12 protein-coding genes are annotated in these 15,729 nt (G+C 69.8%); 7 read left to right on the forward strand and 5 right to left on the reverse strand.

Going from position 1 to position 15,729, the window contains the following annotated elements; translation table 11 throughout:
- Positions 1–62 precede the first annotated feature (62 nt).
- The gene (locus OEB96_RS37665) at positions 63–839 is read left to right on the forward strand and encodes an enoyl-CoA hydratase-related protein (protein ID WP_266221728.1); all 777 of its coding nucleotides are present in this window, start codon (positions 63–65) and stop codon (positions 837–839) included.
- A 25-nt stretch (positions 840–864) separates the two neighbouring features.
- Here the strand turns inward: OEB96_RS37665 and OEB96_RS37670 are convergent, their stop codons facing one another.
- Complete coding sequence (locus tag OEB96_RS37670; protein ID WP_266221729.1) at positions 865–1,878, reverse strand: tetratricopeptide repeat protein; 1,014 nt, start codon at positions 1,876–1,878, stop codon at positions 865–867.
- A 168-nt stretch (positions 1,879–2,046) separates the two neighbouring features.
- Here OEB96_RS37670 and OEB96_RS37675 point away from each other — a divergent pair, with 168 nt between their 5' ends.
- Positions 2,047–2,478, forward strand: a complete 432-nt coding sequence (locus tag OEB96_RS37675) for a ribonuclease III domain-containing protein (RefSeq protein WP_266221730.1) — start codon at positions 2,047–2,049, stop codon at positions 2,476–2,478.
- A gap of 15 nt (positions 2,479–2,493) precedes the next feature.
- On the opposite strand, the gene OEB96_RS37680 is transcribed toward OEB96_RS37675, so the two are convergent.
- Positions 2,494–3,420, reverse strand: coding sequence for an acyl-CoA desaturase (locus OEB96_RS37680; RefSeq protein WP_266221731.1), 927 nt, complete (start codon positions 3,418–3,420; stop codon positions 2,494–2,496).
- A gap of 215 nt (positions 3,421–3,635) precedes the next feature.
- Here OEB96_RS37680 and OEB96_RS37685 point away from each other — a divergent pair, with 215 nt between their 5' ends.
- Complete coding sequence (locus OEB96_RS37685) at positions 3,636–4,523, forward strand: ion transporter (protein ID WP_266221732.1); 888 nt, start codon at positions 3,636–3,638, stop codon at positions 4,521–4,523.
- A gap of 29 nt (positions 4,524–4,552) precedes the next feature.
- Positions 4,553–5,317 carry a DUF1295 domain-containing protein gene (locus OEB96_RS37690; RefSeq protein WP_266221733.1) on the forward strand — a complete coding sequence of 255 codons (765 nt, stop codon included), beginning with the start codon at positions 4,553–4,555 and terminating at the stop codon, positions 5,315–5,317.
- Between the two features lie 676 nt (positions 5,318–5,993).
- On the opposite strand, the gene OEB96_RS37695 is transcribed toward OEB96_RS37690, so the two are convergent.
- Both OEB96_RS37695 and OEB96_RS37700 read right to left on the reverse strand, forming a co-directional pair.
- On the reverse strand, positions 5,994–8,078 hold the full coding sequence (locus OEB96_RS37695) for an MYXO-CTERM sorting domain-containing protein (RefSeq protein ID WP_266221734.1): 2,085 nt from the start codon (positions 8,076–8,078) through the stop codon (positions 5,994–5,996).
- A 299-nt stretch (positions 8,079–8,377) separates the two neighbouring features.
- Positions 8,378–8,902, reverse strand: coding sequence for an NUDIX hydrolase (locus tag OEB96_RS37700; protein ID WP_266221735.1), 525 nt, complete (start codon positions 8,900–8,902; stop codon positions 8,378–8,380).
- A gap of 547 nt (positions 8,903–9,449) precedes the next feature.
- Between OEB96_RS37700 and OEB96_RS37705 the strand changes: the two genes are divergently transcribed.
- Entirely contained in the window at positions 9,450–10,547 is a 1,098-nt protein-coding gene (locus OEB96_RS37705; protein ID WP_266221736.1) for an aspartate/ornithine carbamoyltransferase family protein, read from the forward strand.
- A 13-nt stretch (positions 10,548–10,560) separates the two neighbouring features.
- On the opposite strand, the gene OEB96_RS37710 is transcribed toward OEB96_RS37705, so the two are convergent.
- Positions 10,561–13,608: a serine/threonine-protein kinase gene (locus tag OEB96_RS37710; protein WP_266221737.1), complete on the reverse strand. Its 3,048-nt coding sequence runs from the start codon at positions 13,606–13,608 to the stop codon at positions 10,561–10,563.
- Between the two features lie 101 nt (positions 13,609–13,709).
- Between OEB96_RS37710 and OEB96_RS37715 the strand changes: the two genes are divergently transcribed.
- Positions 13,710–14,558, forward strand: coding sequence for a DMT family transporter (locus OEB96_RS37715; protein WP_266221738.1), 849 nt, complete (start codon positions 13,710–13,712; stop codon positions 14,556–14,558).
- A gap of 58 nt (positions 14,559–14,616) precedes the next feature.
- Positions 14,617–15,726, forward strand: coding sequence for a S1C family serine protease (locus OEB96_RS37720; protein ID WP_266221739.1), 1,110 nt, complete (start codon positions 14,617–14,619; stop codon positions 15,724–15,726).
- Positions 15,727–15,729 lie beyond the last annotated feature (3 nt).

Consider the following 15,729-nt stretch of genomic DNA (forward strand, 5'->3'; position numbering starts at 1 on the left):
GCGTGCTACATGATCCAGGTGTCTCGGGGTCCCTGGGCCATGATGGTGAACATGCCTGGGCCATGGTCGCGAACAACGACACCGTCGTGACCCTCGATCGCCCCGATGCCCGCAATGCCTACAGCGAGGCCATGGTCGAGAGCCTCGTGCGGGCGTTCGACGCGGCCGAGGCCGACGACGAGGTGCGCTGCATCGTGCTCACCGGGGCGGGGTCCTCGTTCCACGCCGGTGGTGATCTCAAGCGCATGCGCGACCAGAGCGGGATGTTCGAGGGCGGCCCCGTGGCGCTGCGCCGTCAGTACGTCGAGGGCATCCAGCGCGTGCCCCGACGGCTGGCCGCCTGCGACAAGCCGGTGATCGCGGCCATCAACGGCGCGGCGATCGGAGCCGGCCTCGACCTCGCCTGCATGTGTGATCTGCGGGTGGCCGCGCGGGGAGTCAAGCTCGGCTCGACCTTCGTCAAGGTCGGCCTGGTCCCCGGCGATGGCGGGGCCTACTTCCTCGCCCGCACCATCGGCTTTGCCCGCGCGCTCGAGCTGGTGCTCACCGGTCGCCTCGTCGACGCCGACGAGGCTCTCACCATCGGCCTGGTGCACGCCGTGGTCGAGCCCCCAGCGCTCATCGACGAGGCCAAGGCTCGCGCCCGTCTCGTCGCCGCCAACGCCCCGCTCGCCGTGCGCCTGACCAAGCGCGCCGCGTATCGCAGCTGGGACCTCGACATGGACACCGCGCTCGAGCTCGCGGCCAGCTTCCAGGGCATGGTGCAGAACACCGACGATCACCGCGAGGCCGTCGAGGCGATCCTGGGCAAGCGCTCCCCGAGCTTCCGGGGGCGCTGACCGTGGCGTTCGGCGGCCGTGCGGCTCACACCTCGCCGAGCTTCCTGAGCCACGCGCGAACCTCCGTGTAGAGCTCGCGCGTGGACGGCCCGCCGGCTGCGAAGGCATCGCGAGCCAGCCGGGCCAGGTCGAGCGTGCGCTCCTCGTCGCGACCGAGCTCGTGCAGGGTCTTGGCCATCACGAAGCGCACGCGCGCCAGCTCGGCCGAGGTTGCTCCGTGAGAGCGAAGCTTGGCGTGCGCCCGCTCCAGGATCTCCAGCGCATCGTCGGTCTCGCCCAGCGCCAGCAGACACTGCCCGAGGTGCGAGAGCACGTGCCCCATCTCCCGCGGCTGTCGGGCCTGGGCCTCGTAGATCGCCAGGGCCCGTCGGTGATGGCCGAGTGCCTCCTTGTGATCGTCGGCCTCCTGCAGGGCCTCTCCCAGCGAGTCGAGGATCGACGCCACCGCGGGGTGGTCCTTGCCGAACTTGAGCTCGCGGACCTGAAGGTTGCGCCGAAAGGTCGAGATCGCGGCGTCGTGGTCGCCGTGCTTGGAGTACACCTTGCCCAGGTCGTCGAGCGTGCTCGAGATGTCGTCGTGGCCAGCGCTCGGGCCCAGCGGTGAGGCATCCATGGGGATGGGCTTGGTGTCCGCGGGTCGAAGCGCCATGTCGTCCCGCGCCTTGGAATCGCGATAGTCGTAGCGGAAGTCGAGCGTGGCCGACTGACCAACGCGGATCCGGTCGCCCTCGCGGAGGCCCTCGGCGTGGATCCGTCGTCCGTTGATGTACGTGCCGTTGGTGGAGTCGAGATCGACCAGCTTGGCGCTGCCGTCGGGTTCACGAACGATCTTGGCGTGCCGACGCGACACCCCGTCGTCGGGCAGCCGAACCTGTGCGTTGTCGTGGCGTCCGATCAGGCTCATGCCCATCGGCACCTCGAACACGGTGCCCACCAGCTCGCCCGTGAGCACGGTGAGGAATGCGGGCCCCTTGCGGGGTCCTTCCGGACGCGCCTTGGTCCGCTGGATCGTCGTCTTTTCGTCGTAGCCGCCCTTCACCGTGTCCCCATGTCCGCGCCGACGCTGCGCCGCCGTGTCGTCTCCGCCTCGGCCGCGTGCCGCTGCTCGACCCAGCGGTCTTGGCAGGATACGGCACGGGGGGCACGATCGGGCAGCGGGGGACACCCTACACGCTCGCGCCTCGTGCGCAGGGTAGCATCGCCACGAATGACGGACCTGCGAGCACGCTCGATCCGAACCCTGGCATGGCTTGGCGACGTGGAATTCGAGCGAGAGGTCCGCTATCGGCTCGCTTCGCGGGGTGACTATCCCACCGATCGGCTCGACGCGATGAAGACGGGGGTGGTGAGGGCCGAGGCGCAGGCTCGACTGCTCGAGCAGGTCCTGCCGGCGTTGCACCCAGAGGAACTCGAGATCGTTCGACGCGGCCGCAACGCGGCACCGCCCGCGGCGGCTCGTGGAGGCCGGCGACGGACGCAGGAGTACCGAGCCGCCACCGCCTTCGAGGTGCTGGTGGCCACGTGGTGCTTGCACGGCGACTCGGGCCGCGCCCGCCTGCACGAGGTGCTCGATGGACCCCTCACCGTCGCGATCGACGACGCCGTGGAGGCGCACGCCCGGCGACCACGACGGGGATAGCTGCGGGTCCAGGGACTACGCCGCGCGCTGCTGCGACGGCAGGAGGTCGGCGTCGGGCTGCTTGGCGGGGCCTTGCTCGTACACGCGTGGCGACGGCTCCCGGATCTCCCAGACCAGCCCGACCGCGGCGAGGGCTCGCAGCGCGTAGTAGGCCAGGTCCACCTCCCACCAGAAGAACCCCTGCCGACACGACGACATGTGGTGGTGATGGTTGTTGTGCCAGCCCTCGCCCAGGGTGATGAGCGCGAGCAGCCAGTTGTTGCGGCTGTCGTCGGTGGTGGCGTAGCGACGCTTGCCCCACACATGGGCCAGCGAGTTGATGGTGAACGTGCCGTGCCACAAGACCACGGTGCTGAACAGGAACCCGATGAGCAGCCCCCACCAGCCCAGGGTGAAGAAGCACGCCGCCGCCATCACCATGGGCGGCAGCAGCCACAGCTTCTCCAGCACCACCAGCTCGGGGTAGCGCGCGAGGTCCTTGACCCGGCTCCAGTCGACCTCGTCGTTGCGGTCGTAGACCCAGCCCACGTGCGAGTGCCAAAAACCCCAGCGCACCGGCGAGTGCACGTCACGCTCGCCGTCGGAGTACTTGTGGTGGTCGCGGTGGTGCGCCGCCCACCACAGCACCCCCCGCTGCGCGCTGCTCATCGCCAGGAACGCCAGCAGGAACTGCATCACCCGGCCGGTCTTGAACGTGCGGTGCGAGAAGTAGCGGTGGTAGCCGCCGGTCACGCCGAACATGCGAACCACGTAGAGCACCAGCGCACAGATCCACGCCGAGGCGGGCGCCCCCATCACCAGGCCGGCCACGGCACCTGCGATTCCGAACACGTGGACCAGCAGGAACGGGGTGCAGCCCGCCCAGTCGTAGTCTCGCCAGGTCCGCGCGTGTCGACCGCTTCCGCGGACGGGAGGAGCGGGTGGAATCTCCAGCAGTCGCATGGCAGCCAGCATGGCTCGCAACGGCGTTCGGGAGGGTCACCGCTCGGTCGCCCTCCGTCATGGTTGTGTCACCAGGCTCCTCGCCTGGCCGTTCTTGGCGATCCTGGCGAGCGCAGCGGGTGCGTCGCCCGACGGCGCGGGGCGTGCAGCTGGATGCACGCCCGCTGGCCCGTGGGGTGGACGAGCGGGGCCTTTGTTATCCTGCGCCGCCGGCCATGGCGTCTCCGTCCGCGTCTCCACCGCCCGCAACGCCCGGTCTCGATGCCGGAGCGCTTCGCGATCGGATCTACATCGTCATCTTCGAGGCCGAGACCCCTGGCGGAAAGCTGTTCGACGTTGCACTCCTGTGGCTGATCGTCGCCAGCGTCGTCACGGTGGCGCTCGAGAGCGTGGAGTCGGTGGCCGTGCGCCACGGAACCACCCTGCGGGTGCTCGAGTGGTTCTACACCGCGCTGTTCAGCGTGGAGTACGGGCTGCGCATCTACTCGGCGCGTCGGCGGCTGCGCTACGTCGTGTCGTTCTTCGGGATCATCGACCTGCTGGCGCTGTTGCCCACCTACCTGAGCCTGTTCCTCCCCGGGATGCACACGTTGCTGGTGATCCGGGCGCTGCGGCTGCTGCGGGTGTTCCGGGTGCTCAAGGTCGTGCGCATGATGGGCGAGGCCCACAGCCTGCTGGCGGCCATTCGCATCAGCCTGCCCAAGATCTCCGTGTTCGTGGGCGCGGTGGTGATCATCGCGCTCGTCGTGGGTGCGGCCATGTACCTCATCGAGGGCATCGAGGCGGGCTTCACCAGCATCCCGCGCGGGATGTACTGGGCCATCGTCACCATGACCACGGTGGGCTACGGCGACATCGCGCCCAAGACCGACCTCGGGCAGTTCCTCGCCGCGTGCCTGATGGTGCTGGGCTACGGGATCCTCGCGGTGCCGACCGGAATCGTCTCGGCCGAGATCGTCAGCCACCACCCGGTGCCTCCGCCCGGGGCGAGCGAGGCGGTCCCCGAGGACGATGAAGATCGTGCGATGTGCCACGCCTGCGGGGCCATGGACCACCCCACGGGCGCGAACTTCTGCTACGTGTGCGGCTCGGCGGTGGACTGACGCCCTCCGCTCGCACCAAGGATCCCTCGATGTCCGAGCCCGAGATCTACCACGCCCTCCTGATGACCATGTTCGCCGTTGCGGGCGTGGTGTTTGCCGTGCTCGGCCTGGTGAGCGCACCCTACGGTCGCCACGCGCGTGGTGGGTGGGGCCCGGGTATTTCCGAGCGGCTGGGCTGGGTGCTGATGGAAGCTCCCGCGCCGCTGTTGTTCGCGTGGGTCTACCTGCAGGGCTCGCGCGCGCTCGAGCCGGTGCCCTTGCTCATGCTCGCGCTGTGGCAGGCGCACTACGTCCACCGCACGTTCGTGTACCCCCTGACGATGCGCAGCCGCCCGGATCGCCGCATGCCCGTGCTGGTGATGCTGATGGCGCTGTGCTTCAACGGCCTCAACGCCTACCTCAACGCGCGCTGGCTGACCGAGCTCGGTCCCGGCTACGGGCTGGCGTGGCTGCTGAGCTTTCGCTTCCTGTACGGCACGATGCTGTTCTGCACGGGCTTCGTCATCAACCGGTGGGCCGACGCGAAGCTCCGCTCGCTTCGCAAGCCGGGCGAGAGCGGCTACTCGATCCCCACCGGGGGCCTCTACGAGGAGATTTCGTGTCCCAACTACTTCGGCGAGCTGCTGCAGTGGGTGGGCTGGTCCATCCTCACCTGGTCGCCCGCCGGCCTCGCCTTTGCCGCGTTCACGGCCGCCAACCTCGTGCCGCGCGCCGTCTCGCACCACCGCTGGTACCAGCGCACGTTCCCGGACTACCCGCGCCGTCGCAAGGCGGTGCTCCCGTTCGTGCTGTAGGCGGCTCGGCCGGCCTCGCGACATCGATGTCAGGGGGTGACGTCGGTGCGGGGGGTGATCCGGACTTTCGCGTCATGCTCCAGGGCGCGATTGCGACCCATACGCCCGAGTGACGAAATTTCTCCAACGATTTCGGGCTGGGACATCGTGGCACGACGGCTGCAACCTAGGGAAACGTCCGGCAACGGACACCCTTCGACCCTAGCGTTCCCAAATCCCCTCTTGGCTTACGGCACTACGCTTGGCGACGTCTCGACTGTCACTTACTTCCTTCGACCGTCTCGGCGCCGCGTCCTTGGCTTGATACGACTGTCTTGGCTTGAACGATCGACTTGACTGACTGACTGACTGTCTTGGCTTGAAACGCTAGCTCGGCTCGTCCACCCGCTGAACCGTTCCTCGCATCCGTACCCTCGTCCCGCCGGCTTGCTCCCCCGTTGGTCGGCGAACATCGATGACCTCCCGCGGCTGGATCGCCTTGCTCGAAAATTCGTAGATCCTTGATCCTTGGCTTGACTCTTGTGCTTGGTGATTCTCGACCTCGTCGAGACTGGTGGGTGCTCTGAATCGTCCCGGAATCGGTGCCCGGGACGGCTCCTGGTCCGTAAACCTCTGAAAGCCCGGGCTCCTCGCGGAGCCCGGGCTTTCACTTTCTTGGGCGCTTCCCTCGTGATCATCAGGCTCGGCGACGGCGACGGCGCAGCGCGCCCAGGCCGAACAGAGCGAGCACCGACCACACGGCACCGCGGCCCGAGCCCTCGGAATCGGTCGTGCAGCTGCAGCCCTCCGGATCGACCGCCGAGCCGCCCGAGTCGGTGTCGGTATCGCCCTCGGTCCCGCCCGAGGAGTCGTTGGCCGTCGTGATCACGGGGCCGGTGACGTCCACGGAGGTGTCGATCCCCGTCCCCCCGCCGGAGGTATCGGCCCCGCCGGTGCTGTCGCCTCCGGTGCTGTCGCCTCCGGTGCTGTCGCCTCCGGTGCTGTCCGTGCCCGACTCGACGATGCAGTCCGCTGCACAGCCATCGCCATCGTCGGTGTTGCCGTCGTCGCACTCCTCGCCGGCCGTCTCATTGAGCAGCCCGTCGCCGCACTCGGCCGCGGTGCAGTCGTCGTCGCAGGCGGCCGACTCGCCCATGTCGTCGCAGTCCTCGCCAGCGGCGGCGTTGATCACCCCATCGCCACAGCCCGCCGTCGTGCAGTCGGCGTTGCAGGTGGCCGACTCGCCCATGTCGTCGCAGCCCTCGCCGGCGGTGGCGTTGGTCACCCCGTCGCCACACATGGCCGCGGTGCAATCGTCGTCGCAGGTGGCCGACTCGCCGGCGTCGTCGCACTCCTCACCGGCGGTCACGTTGGCCACTCCGTCGCCGCACATCGCGTTGGTGCAGTCGGCGTCGCAGGTGGCCGACTCGCCGGCGTCGTCGCACTGCTCGCCGGCGGTCACGTTGAGCACCCCGTCGCCGCAGCTGACCGCGGTGCAGTCGATGTTGCAGGTGGCCGAGCGGCCCCCATCGTCGCAGTTCTCACCCGCGGTCGCATTGGCCACGCCGTCGCCGCAGGTCGCCGGGGTGCAGTCGACGTCACAGGTGGCGGACTCGCCTCCGTCGTCGCACTGCTCGCCGGCAAGCGCGTTGAGGACCCCGTCGCCGCACGAGGGGAACGTACAGTCGACATCACAGGTGGCAGACGCTCCGGCGTCGTCGCACTGCTCGCCGGCGGCCGCATTGAGCACCCCGTCGCCGCACTGCGCCAGGGTGCAGTCGGCGTCGCAGGTCGCGGATGCACCGGCGTCGTCGCACTGCTCGCCGGCGGCCATGTTGGTCACCCCGTCGCCGCACGAGGGGAACGTGCAGTCGGCATCGCAGGTCGCGGTCTCGCCTCCGTCGTCGCAGGCCTCGCCGGCCGTCGCATTGACCAACGAGTCGCCGCACATGGCAAAGGTGCAGTCGGCGTCGCAGACGGCGGACTCACCCCCGTCGTCACACTGCTCGGAGCCGGCCGCCACGCCGTCGCCACACGTGTTGCACAGCGCCCCACACTCCGTCACGCTCTCGCCGGCGCAGATCCCATCCCACGCGGTGTTGCAGCAGAAGGGATCGATGGCGCATACCGCTGCCTCACACGCGGGATCATTGCAGCCCGGGGTGCCATCGGGGCTCGCGGCACAGCAATCGTTGCCGATGGTGGCGATCATGAGATCGTCGATCGAGAACGACCCGCCGGTCGTGGTGCCTCCGTTGCTCAGCCCGAAGTGGATCGACTCGATCCGCTCCGGCGCACTGACGCCCCAGTAGTTGCCCTGGATGGGCAGCGCGATGTTGTCCGTGGTGCCGTCACCGTAGGTGATGAAGGCGAAGTACGGGGTCGCCATGCTGTGGCTCTCGATGAACACCAGCACGCCGCCGACCCCGGTGGCGTCGCCGACGCTGGTGGTCTGGAACGACAGCAGGAACGAGCCGTTGCAGCCGGCGCAGTAGCGAGGATCGGCGGGGCCGTTGAAGACGAGGTTGTTGTTGATGTGGCCGGTGGTCGTGTAGTCGGTCTCGCCGAGCACCCCGCTCATCACGACATCGCTCTGGCTGAAGACATACCCGGGGTTGCTGTAGTCGTCCGTGACGGACGCCGTCGCGGCCGCCTGGAACGAGACCAGGTCGGCGTAGAACGTGGGCGTGGCCGCCCGTGCGTCGCTCGCTGCGAGCAAGGCGATCGCCCCGAAGGGCACCGTCAACGAAAGGGTGGTTGGGATCCTGATGGTACGTCTCATGCCGTGGTTCCTATGCGATGCACGCCATCATCGATGGGCGATGCTGGTGGGCCGTGCCCGATCGAATGCCGTCCGTGGCAGTTCTCGACCGAGCAACGAGTGAGGGGAAGGCACCAAAGCCGTGCCTTGCCCCTTTGGATTGGAGTAGGCAACCACTCTAGAGGTCGGGACCACTCGGGGTCCACCCCGAGGACCGCGTTCATACGGCCTTGTTCGGGCCGCGATCACGAGGGCTCGTCTTCGACCCTGCTCGCGTCACGACGAGGGTGCGTGGCGAGGACTCGCGTTCGCGAGCTCGCTCAGCTCTCGCGCTCGGCTTCGCGCTCGCGCAGGTACTCTTCGAGGTGCGGCACGATCGGACGCCGTCGGATCTGCTCGGGTGTTTCGAACCCGGCCCACACCACCTCGCGGTTGTCCACGTTGAAGCGCGGTGGCTGGTCGACCTCGACCTCCACGATGGTCACGCGGTCCTGCCGGTTCTCGAACGGGTGCGTGCGGTCGTAGGCCACGCGAAGGCGATCGAGCGGCACCCGCAGCCGCACCTCTTCGATCAGCTCGCGCTGGGCGGCGACCACCGCGGCCTCGGTGGGGCGCACGTAGCCGCCGGGCAGCGTGTAGTGACGGCGATACGAGTTCTTGACCAGCAGCAGCTTGCCGTCGTGCCACACCGCGACGAGCGCCCCGTGGGTACTGGGATTCCTTACGCCCCAGTACGCACGCAGCATGCGGTGCGCCACCTTGTAGGCGGTGCGAAAGCCGAGATCGACCACGGCACCCAGGGCGCTGCTGGGACTCGGCGCTGAGCTCGAGCTGGAATCGGTCATCGCGGCCGATCCATCAAGCCACATCGGGGCGCGATCCGCCAAGCAACTCACCCAAAACGCGCTGGAGCGGCGCCAGGGACCGCTTGCCCCCGCCATGGGCCACGCGGCATCAGCGGGCTGCGGGCCGTCGAGCCGCCGCCACCAGGGCCTGGCGATCGATCTCGTGTGGAAAATCAAGCTGTCCGCCGCGCCCCGGATGCGGAGTTTGGGTTGGAGGGAGGGCGCGGCGGACAGCTCGAAGCGCGTTTGGAAGGAAGACCCCGATGGGGAGCTCGGGGCCGCCGTGGTGACTGGTCTACAAGCGTCGTGCCAAGCGATCGACGACGTGGTCTTCGGGGTTTGGTCGACGTGGCAGTGGCTACGGCCGTAGCCGGTGGCGGCGACTGTGGCCACCGGGCGCGACCCGCGACGGCACGAGCACGTGACGGCACGCGCAGCGAATGCACGAGCCGACCCCGAGCGCGCGGTTCCGAATCATGTACATTCCGCCGGACGTGCACTTGCTCGCGTGCCCGGGCGGCGCAGGTCGACCAGCTGAGGTGCTCCGATGACCAAGGGGATGAGCTACGAAGAGTTCAAGTCGAGCCTGCGCGACTCGGCGGCCCGCAAGCAGGTGCTGCGTTCGAGGGGGCGACCGTTCCACGTGCTGCTGAGCCAGCAGTTCGGGCGGTCCGACATCGAGTCGCTGTGTGACACCGCAACCGCGATCCGCCGGCTCGATCGCCATCGCGAGGGGCGAGGCTTTTTGCGGGGCGTGCTGTCGGGCCAGCGGATCATGCACCTGTTCTCGCAGCCCAGCACCCGTACCGCGCAGTCGTTCCTGGCCGCCGCCGACAAGCTCGGCGCCAACAGCCGCACGGTCACCGACCTCAGCACGTCGTCGTTCGCCAAGGGCGAGTCGGTCGAGGACGCGGTTCGGACGCTGTCGAGCTTCTTCGACGCGATCGTGGTGCGCCACCACGAGGACGAGTTCGCCACCCGGGCGGCGTGGGCCCTGCTGCGCAGCCATCGGCCGATCCCGGTGATCTCGGCGGGCAGCGGGCGCAGCCAGCACGTGACGCAGTCGCTGCTCGACGTCTATACCCTGCGCTACTCGTTTGCCGAGCGCGGAGGCATCGACGGCAAGACGGTGCTCATCATCGGAGACATCTCGCGCAACCGTGCCGCGCGCTCGCTGGCCTACTTGATGACCAAGTTCGATCAGCCGCGGGTGTACTTCGTGTCGCCTCGCGAGTTCGTGCCCGAGCGCGATCTGGTGCAGTACATCGAGAAGCACGGCATCGAGGTGCGGATCCACGAGACGATCGAGTCCATGCTGCGCGAGCACGGGCGCCAGATCGACGCGATCTACGTGACGCGGCTGCAGCAGGAGTGGGACACGGGCGGGGCGCCGACCGAGCTGGGCAGCAGCGACCCCTACATCCTCAAGACGCAGTACCGCGAGCTCATTCGCCCCGATTGCGTGGTGATGCACCCCCTGCCGCGGGTCAACGAGCTGCCCGACCAGTGGGAGGAGCACCCGGGCTTCGTGGTGTGGCGGCAGGTTCGCAACGGGATGTGGATCCGCGCGGCGATCTTCGCCATGGTGCACGGCGCCGACGAGGAGATCCGGGCACGGGCCCGGCGGCTCGAGCTGATCCCGTGAGTCGAGCCGCAGGTCACGGCCGCCGGGCGAGCGCGTCGAGCCACGTGCCGATCTCGCGGCGTCGTGGATCGTCGTCGGGCAAGCCCAGGCGGGCGCTCTGGGCCAGCTCGGTGGCTCGTGCGTGGGCGTCGGGGCCTGCGGGCTCGTTGGCCACCAGCGCACGGGCGAGCGCGAAGCGGGCGCGGGCCAGGGCCTCGGGGGAGACCTGCGGGGTGATCAGCAGGGGCAGCGCGGCCTCCAGGGGCTCGCGGGCCGCGGCGGGCTCGCCCTTCGCGAGCAAGACCTCGCCGAGGTCGAGCAGCGTCTCGCCGCGGCGAGGATCGAGCGCGGCACCGCCCGAGCGATAGAGCTCGATTGCCTCCGACAGCAAGGACAGGGCCCGTGCGTGGTCACCCTCGCGGTGGAGCAGGCGAGCATGCGCCCGGGCGGCGTCGGCCGAGAGCAGCGCGGCTTCGGGAGGCAATGCGCGCCGAAGGGCGTCGGCTTGCTCGAGCACCTCGCGAGCCCTCGAGGTGTCGTCGGCCTCGAGCAGGGTCTCGCCCAGGCGAGTGAGCACGTCGACGTGGTCGGGGTGCTCGCGGCCGTGGGTCCGCTCGACCAGGTCGGCGGCGCGACGGAGAGCGGCGGCGGCAGCCATCGGATTGCCGCCGTGGCGCAGGGCCTGCGCCAGGTTGCCCAGCAACCCGACGAGCTCGTCGTTGGTGCCGCCCGTCGACTCGAGGATCCGAAGCGCTCGCTCGAAGTGCTCGCGTGCCTCGTCGGGTTCGCCCAGGTCGTCGCGCAGCGCCCCCAGGTTGCTCAGGGCCGAGGCCACGCGCGGGTGATCGGGGCCCATCGCACGCTCGTAGATCCGCAGCGCATCCTCGTAGTGGGGCAGTGCGCGGGCGAGCCGACCCGACGCATGGAAGGCTGCGCCCAGGCCACGGTGGGCCGAACCCACATCGGGATGATTGGGTCCCAGCCGCGCCTCGAGGATGGTCAGCTCCTTGGTGAAGTGCAGCTCGGCCTCGTCGGGCTCGCCCAGCATCATGAGGGCCAGGCCCAGGGTGCGGTGCGCATCGGCGAGGTCGCCCGTGTGCGGGTGGGTCTCCATGCGAGAGATGGCCTCGGTGAGCGTGGCGCGGGCTCGCTCGAGGTGACCTGCGTTGCGGTACGCGTTGCCCTCGGCCAGCAGCAGGGACGTGGCCAGGCGATCGTCGTCGTTTCGCCCTCGCAGCCAGGCCCTGCCCTGGGCCGCCCATAGCTCGGCCTCGGTGGTGCGGGCCAGCTCGGCTCCCACCACGAGGACCAGGTTGGTGCAGGCGCGGACGACCAGGGGAGCATCGCGGGCCTCCACTCCATCGGCCTGTGCCGCACCAAGCCAGCGCTCGGCGTCGGCGAGGTTGCGCTCCTGAATCGCGATCGAGCCCCGCAGCAGCAGGGCTTCACCGTGCACGGCCACCGCGTCCACCCCGGCGGCCGAGCGCTCGACTCGACCGATCGATTCCAACGCGTCGTCGATCCGACCGGCGCGGGACAGCGTGGTGGCGCGGGCCAGCTCTTCGCGCAGGCGCTCGAGCTCCGCGGCCCGGGTGGGGTCGACGGGGCGCTCGCGGGCGCGCAGCTGTTCCACGTCGGCACACGTCCTGGGATCGGACAGGTCGTCCACCATCGAGGCCGCGGCGCGCACCGTCGCCACGCTCACGTCGAGCGAGAGCACCTCGATGGTGGTCTCGAGCTCGGCCCGGTGGCGGCGCAGGCAGGCCATGCGTAGATCGAGGGCCTCGGTCGATTGCTCGCCGCGAACGTTGGTGGCCTCGCAAGCGTCGACGTAGCCCTCGGCCCAGGCGCGTGCCTCGTCGTCGAGCACGGTCGTGACTCGCTCGGCCGCATCGGCCGCGTAGCTCACCGACGTGGCCAGCATCGCGCTGCGCAGGCGGTCGTGCGCTTGCTTGCCCCATAGCTCGTCGATCAGCGCCTGCGCGCGTGGGCAGCGAGGGTCGGGAGCGGGGGCCGTGACCAGGCGCAGCCCGATGGCAGAGGCACCCACGACCGCGCCCACGCCCGCCCACGCCCAGCGTCTTCGCGCCTGACCCGGGTCGTGGCCGAGGGCCTGCAGCAGCTCGGCCATGGAGGGGAAGCGCTGGGCCGGATCGGGGTTCATGCCGCGCTCGACCACGCGAAACAGCCAGCTCGGTACGTTGGCGTCGGGGGCGGCCTCGATCGTCCCCAGCTCCTTGGCGTGGAGCAGCGCTCGGGGCTCGCGCGCCAGGAACGGACGGCGGCCGAACAGGCCCTCGTAGAGCGCCAGGCAGAACGCATATTGATCGGCCCGGGCGTCCACCGGCTCGCCGCGCAGCTGCTCGGGAGGCATGTAGGCCGGTGTTCCCACGAGCTCGCCGTCCTCGGTGAGCTCCACGCTGGTGTCGATGGGCCGAGCCGAGCCCGGCAGATCGTCGTCTCGATCGCAGGCCCGGGCGAGCCCGAAGTCGGTCACGAGCACGCGCCCCTTGTTGCCCATCATCACGTTGGCGGGCTTGAAGTCGCGGTGCACGATCCCCGCCCGGTGGGCGGCCTGCAGGCCCTCGCCGGCCTGGCGAAATACCTCGACCACCGCTTGCCACGTGTGAGCGTGGCGCTCGAGCCAGCGACCGAGGTGTTCGCCATCGACGTACTCCATCGCGATGTAGACCAGCTCGCCCACCTGCTCGACGTCGTACACCGGCAGCACGTTGGGGTGGCTGAGCTGGGCCATCGTGCGGGCCTCCCGAAGGATGCGCGTCGCGGCGCGATGCTGGCCCTCTTGTTGGTCGCCGGGTCGGGCCTCGGGTCGGGCCTCGGGCCGGCTCTCGTGACGGTCGAGCCGGATCATCTTGACCGCGACCTCGCGGCGCAGCCGGGGATCATAGGCGCGGTGAACGACTCCCATGCCGCCCGCCCCGACCTGCTCGAGCACCACGTAGCGCTTGACGTTGGTGTGTGGTGGCGACTGCACCGGCTCGGCCGGAGCCGTCGATGCATCCTCGCGCCCCCCGATGTCGTGGGTGGCGTCGTCGTCATCGTCGCCGAGGCCCGTGGTCACCCTCATCGATGATACGCCCGTGGGAGGGCGGCGGTGAGCCAGGCGCCCGGCAATCCGTCGCCGGAGGCGTACGCCTGGACTTCGCTGTTACCCTTCGCTCCTTGGGCTACGCCTATCTGCTCGGGGCCGCGTTCTTCTTCAGCTTGATGACGGTGTGCGTCAAGCTGGCGGGCTCGCGGCTGCCAGCCGAGGAGATCATCCTCGCGCGCTCGGTGCTGGGCCTGGTGCTCAGCATCTGGGTGGTGCGGCGGGCCGGCCTGCCCCTGCGGGGCAACGCGCGGGGGCTGCTGCTGCTGCGCGGCGTGCTGGGCTCGTGCGGCCTCTATTGCTTCTTCCACGCGGTGACCGTGCTGCCGCTCTCCGAGGTCACCACCATCCACTACGTCAATCCCATCCTCACCGCGCTCTTGGCCGCGGTGGTGCTGCAAGAGCGGGTGGGCTGGGGCCTGGCGGCAGCGCTCGCGGTGAGCCTGTCCGGCGTGGTGGTGGTGGCGCGGCCGCAGATGTTGTTTGGTGGCGCGCAGGTGCTCGACTCGGTCGCGGTGGGCATTGCGCTCGCGGGGGCGTGCTTCTCGGCCGGGGCCTACGTCACGGTGCGAAGGCTGCGGGCCACCGACGATCCGCTGGTGGTGGTGCTGTGGTTCCCGATCGTGGCCGCCCCGGTGTTCCTGCCGCTGGCGCTGCGCGTGTGGGTGTGGCCCCGGCCGCTCGAGTGGCTGGTGCTGCTCGGGGTGGGCGTGAGCACGCAGATCGCCCAGGTGTTCCTCACGCGGGGCCTGCACCTCTTGCCCGCGGGGCGCGGGACCACGGTGGGCTACGTGCAGATCGCGTTCGCGATGGTGTGGAGCGTGCTCTTGTTCGGCGAGCGGGTGGACGCGGTGGAGCTCGGCGGGGCGGCGCTGGTGGTGCTGGGGATCGTGGTCCTGGTGGTGACGCGACCGCGAGAGTAGGGCCGGCGCGCTGCCCATTTCGCTGGCGCTTCACGACGGGTGTGTCAGCTCGACTCGCATGAGCCCGCTCGCTTCGCGCTGGAGCACCCTGGGTACGGCGGCATGCTTGCTGCTCGGCTGTGCATGCCCCCTGGCCAGGGCGGCGCATCCGCCCGCGCTCGCCTCTGGGCCCGAACCCAGGGCCGCGCGGAGCGTCTCGGAGGTCTATCCCCGGGTCATCGACTCGGTCGCCCTCGTCGTGGTCTCCGATCGCGGCCGCGAGCCGCGGAGTGGACGACTGGCCGGCTCGTCCGCCGTGGGCTCCGGGGTGCTGATCTCCGCGGACGGAAGGGTCATGACGGCCGCCCACCTGGTGCACACCGCCGATGTCATCGAGGTCTACTTCTCCGGAGGCGAGCCGGTCACGGCCACGGTCATCAGCTCCGATCCGATGGCCGACGTGGCGCTGCTGCGCCTGGCGCGGGTTCCCGCCGAGGCTCGTCCGGCACGGCTGGCCGACTCGGACCAGGTCGCGGTGGGGGACGAGGTGTTCGTGGTGGGGGCCCCGCTGGGGATCAGCCATACCCTCACCGTGGGACACCTCGGCGCTCGACGGGCGCCGGAGGCGGTGAGCGGGCTCTCGACCGCCGAGCTGTTCCAGACCGATGCCGTGATCAACCCCGGCAACTCGGGCGGGCCCATGTTCGACATGCGGGGGGAGGTGATCGGCATCGTCTCTCACGTGCTCTCGCAGTCGGGCGGGTTCGAGGGCCTGGGCTTTGCCGTCACCGCCAACGCGGCTCGCGAGCTGCTGCTCGAGCGCGATCCGTTCTGGAGCGGCGTGGCGTCGGTCGTGCTCGAAGGGCGCATGGCCGAGATCTTCAACCTGCCGCAGGCTCAGGGGCTGCTGGTCCAGCGGGTGGCTCGGGGATCGCCGGTGGAGCGCCTGGGCCTGCGCGGCGGCGATCTGCGGGCCACCATTGGCCAGCGGGAATTGCTGGTGGGCGGGGACGTCATCTTGGCGGTGCAGGGCATCGAGGTGGAGCGTGGGTCGATGGCCCGGATCCGCGAGCGGCTCTCCCGCCTCGAGCCCGGTGAGCCGATCGTGCTGCGGATCCTTCGCCGCGGCGAGGTGCTGGAACTTCGGCAGCGGCAAGTCGACACCCAGGCCGGCGGTGGTAGCTCGTGATGG

It is taken from the genome of Paraliomyxa miuraensis (genome assembly GCF_026337845.1).
Taxonomy (GTDB): domain Bacteria; phylum Myxococcota_A; class Polyangia; order Nannocystales; family Nannocystaceae; genus Paraliomyxa; species Paraliomyxa miuraensis.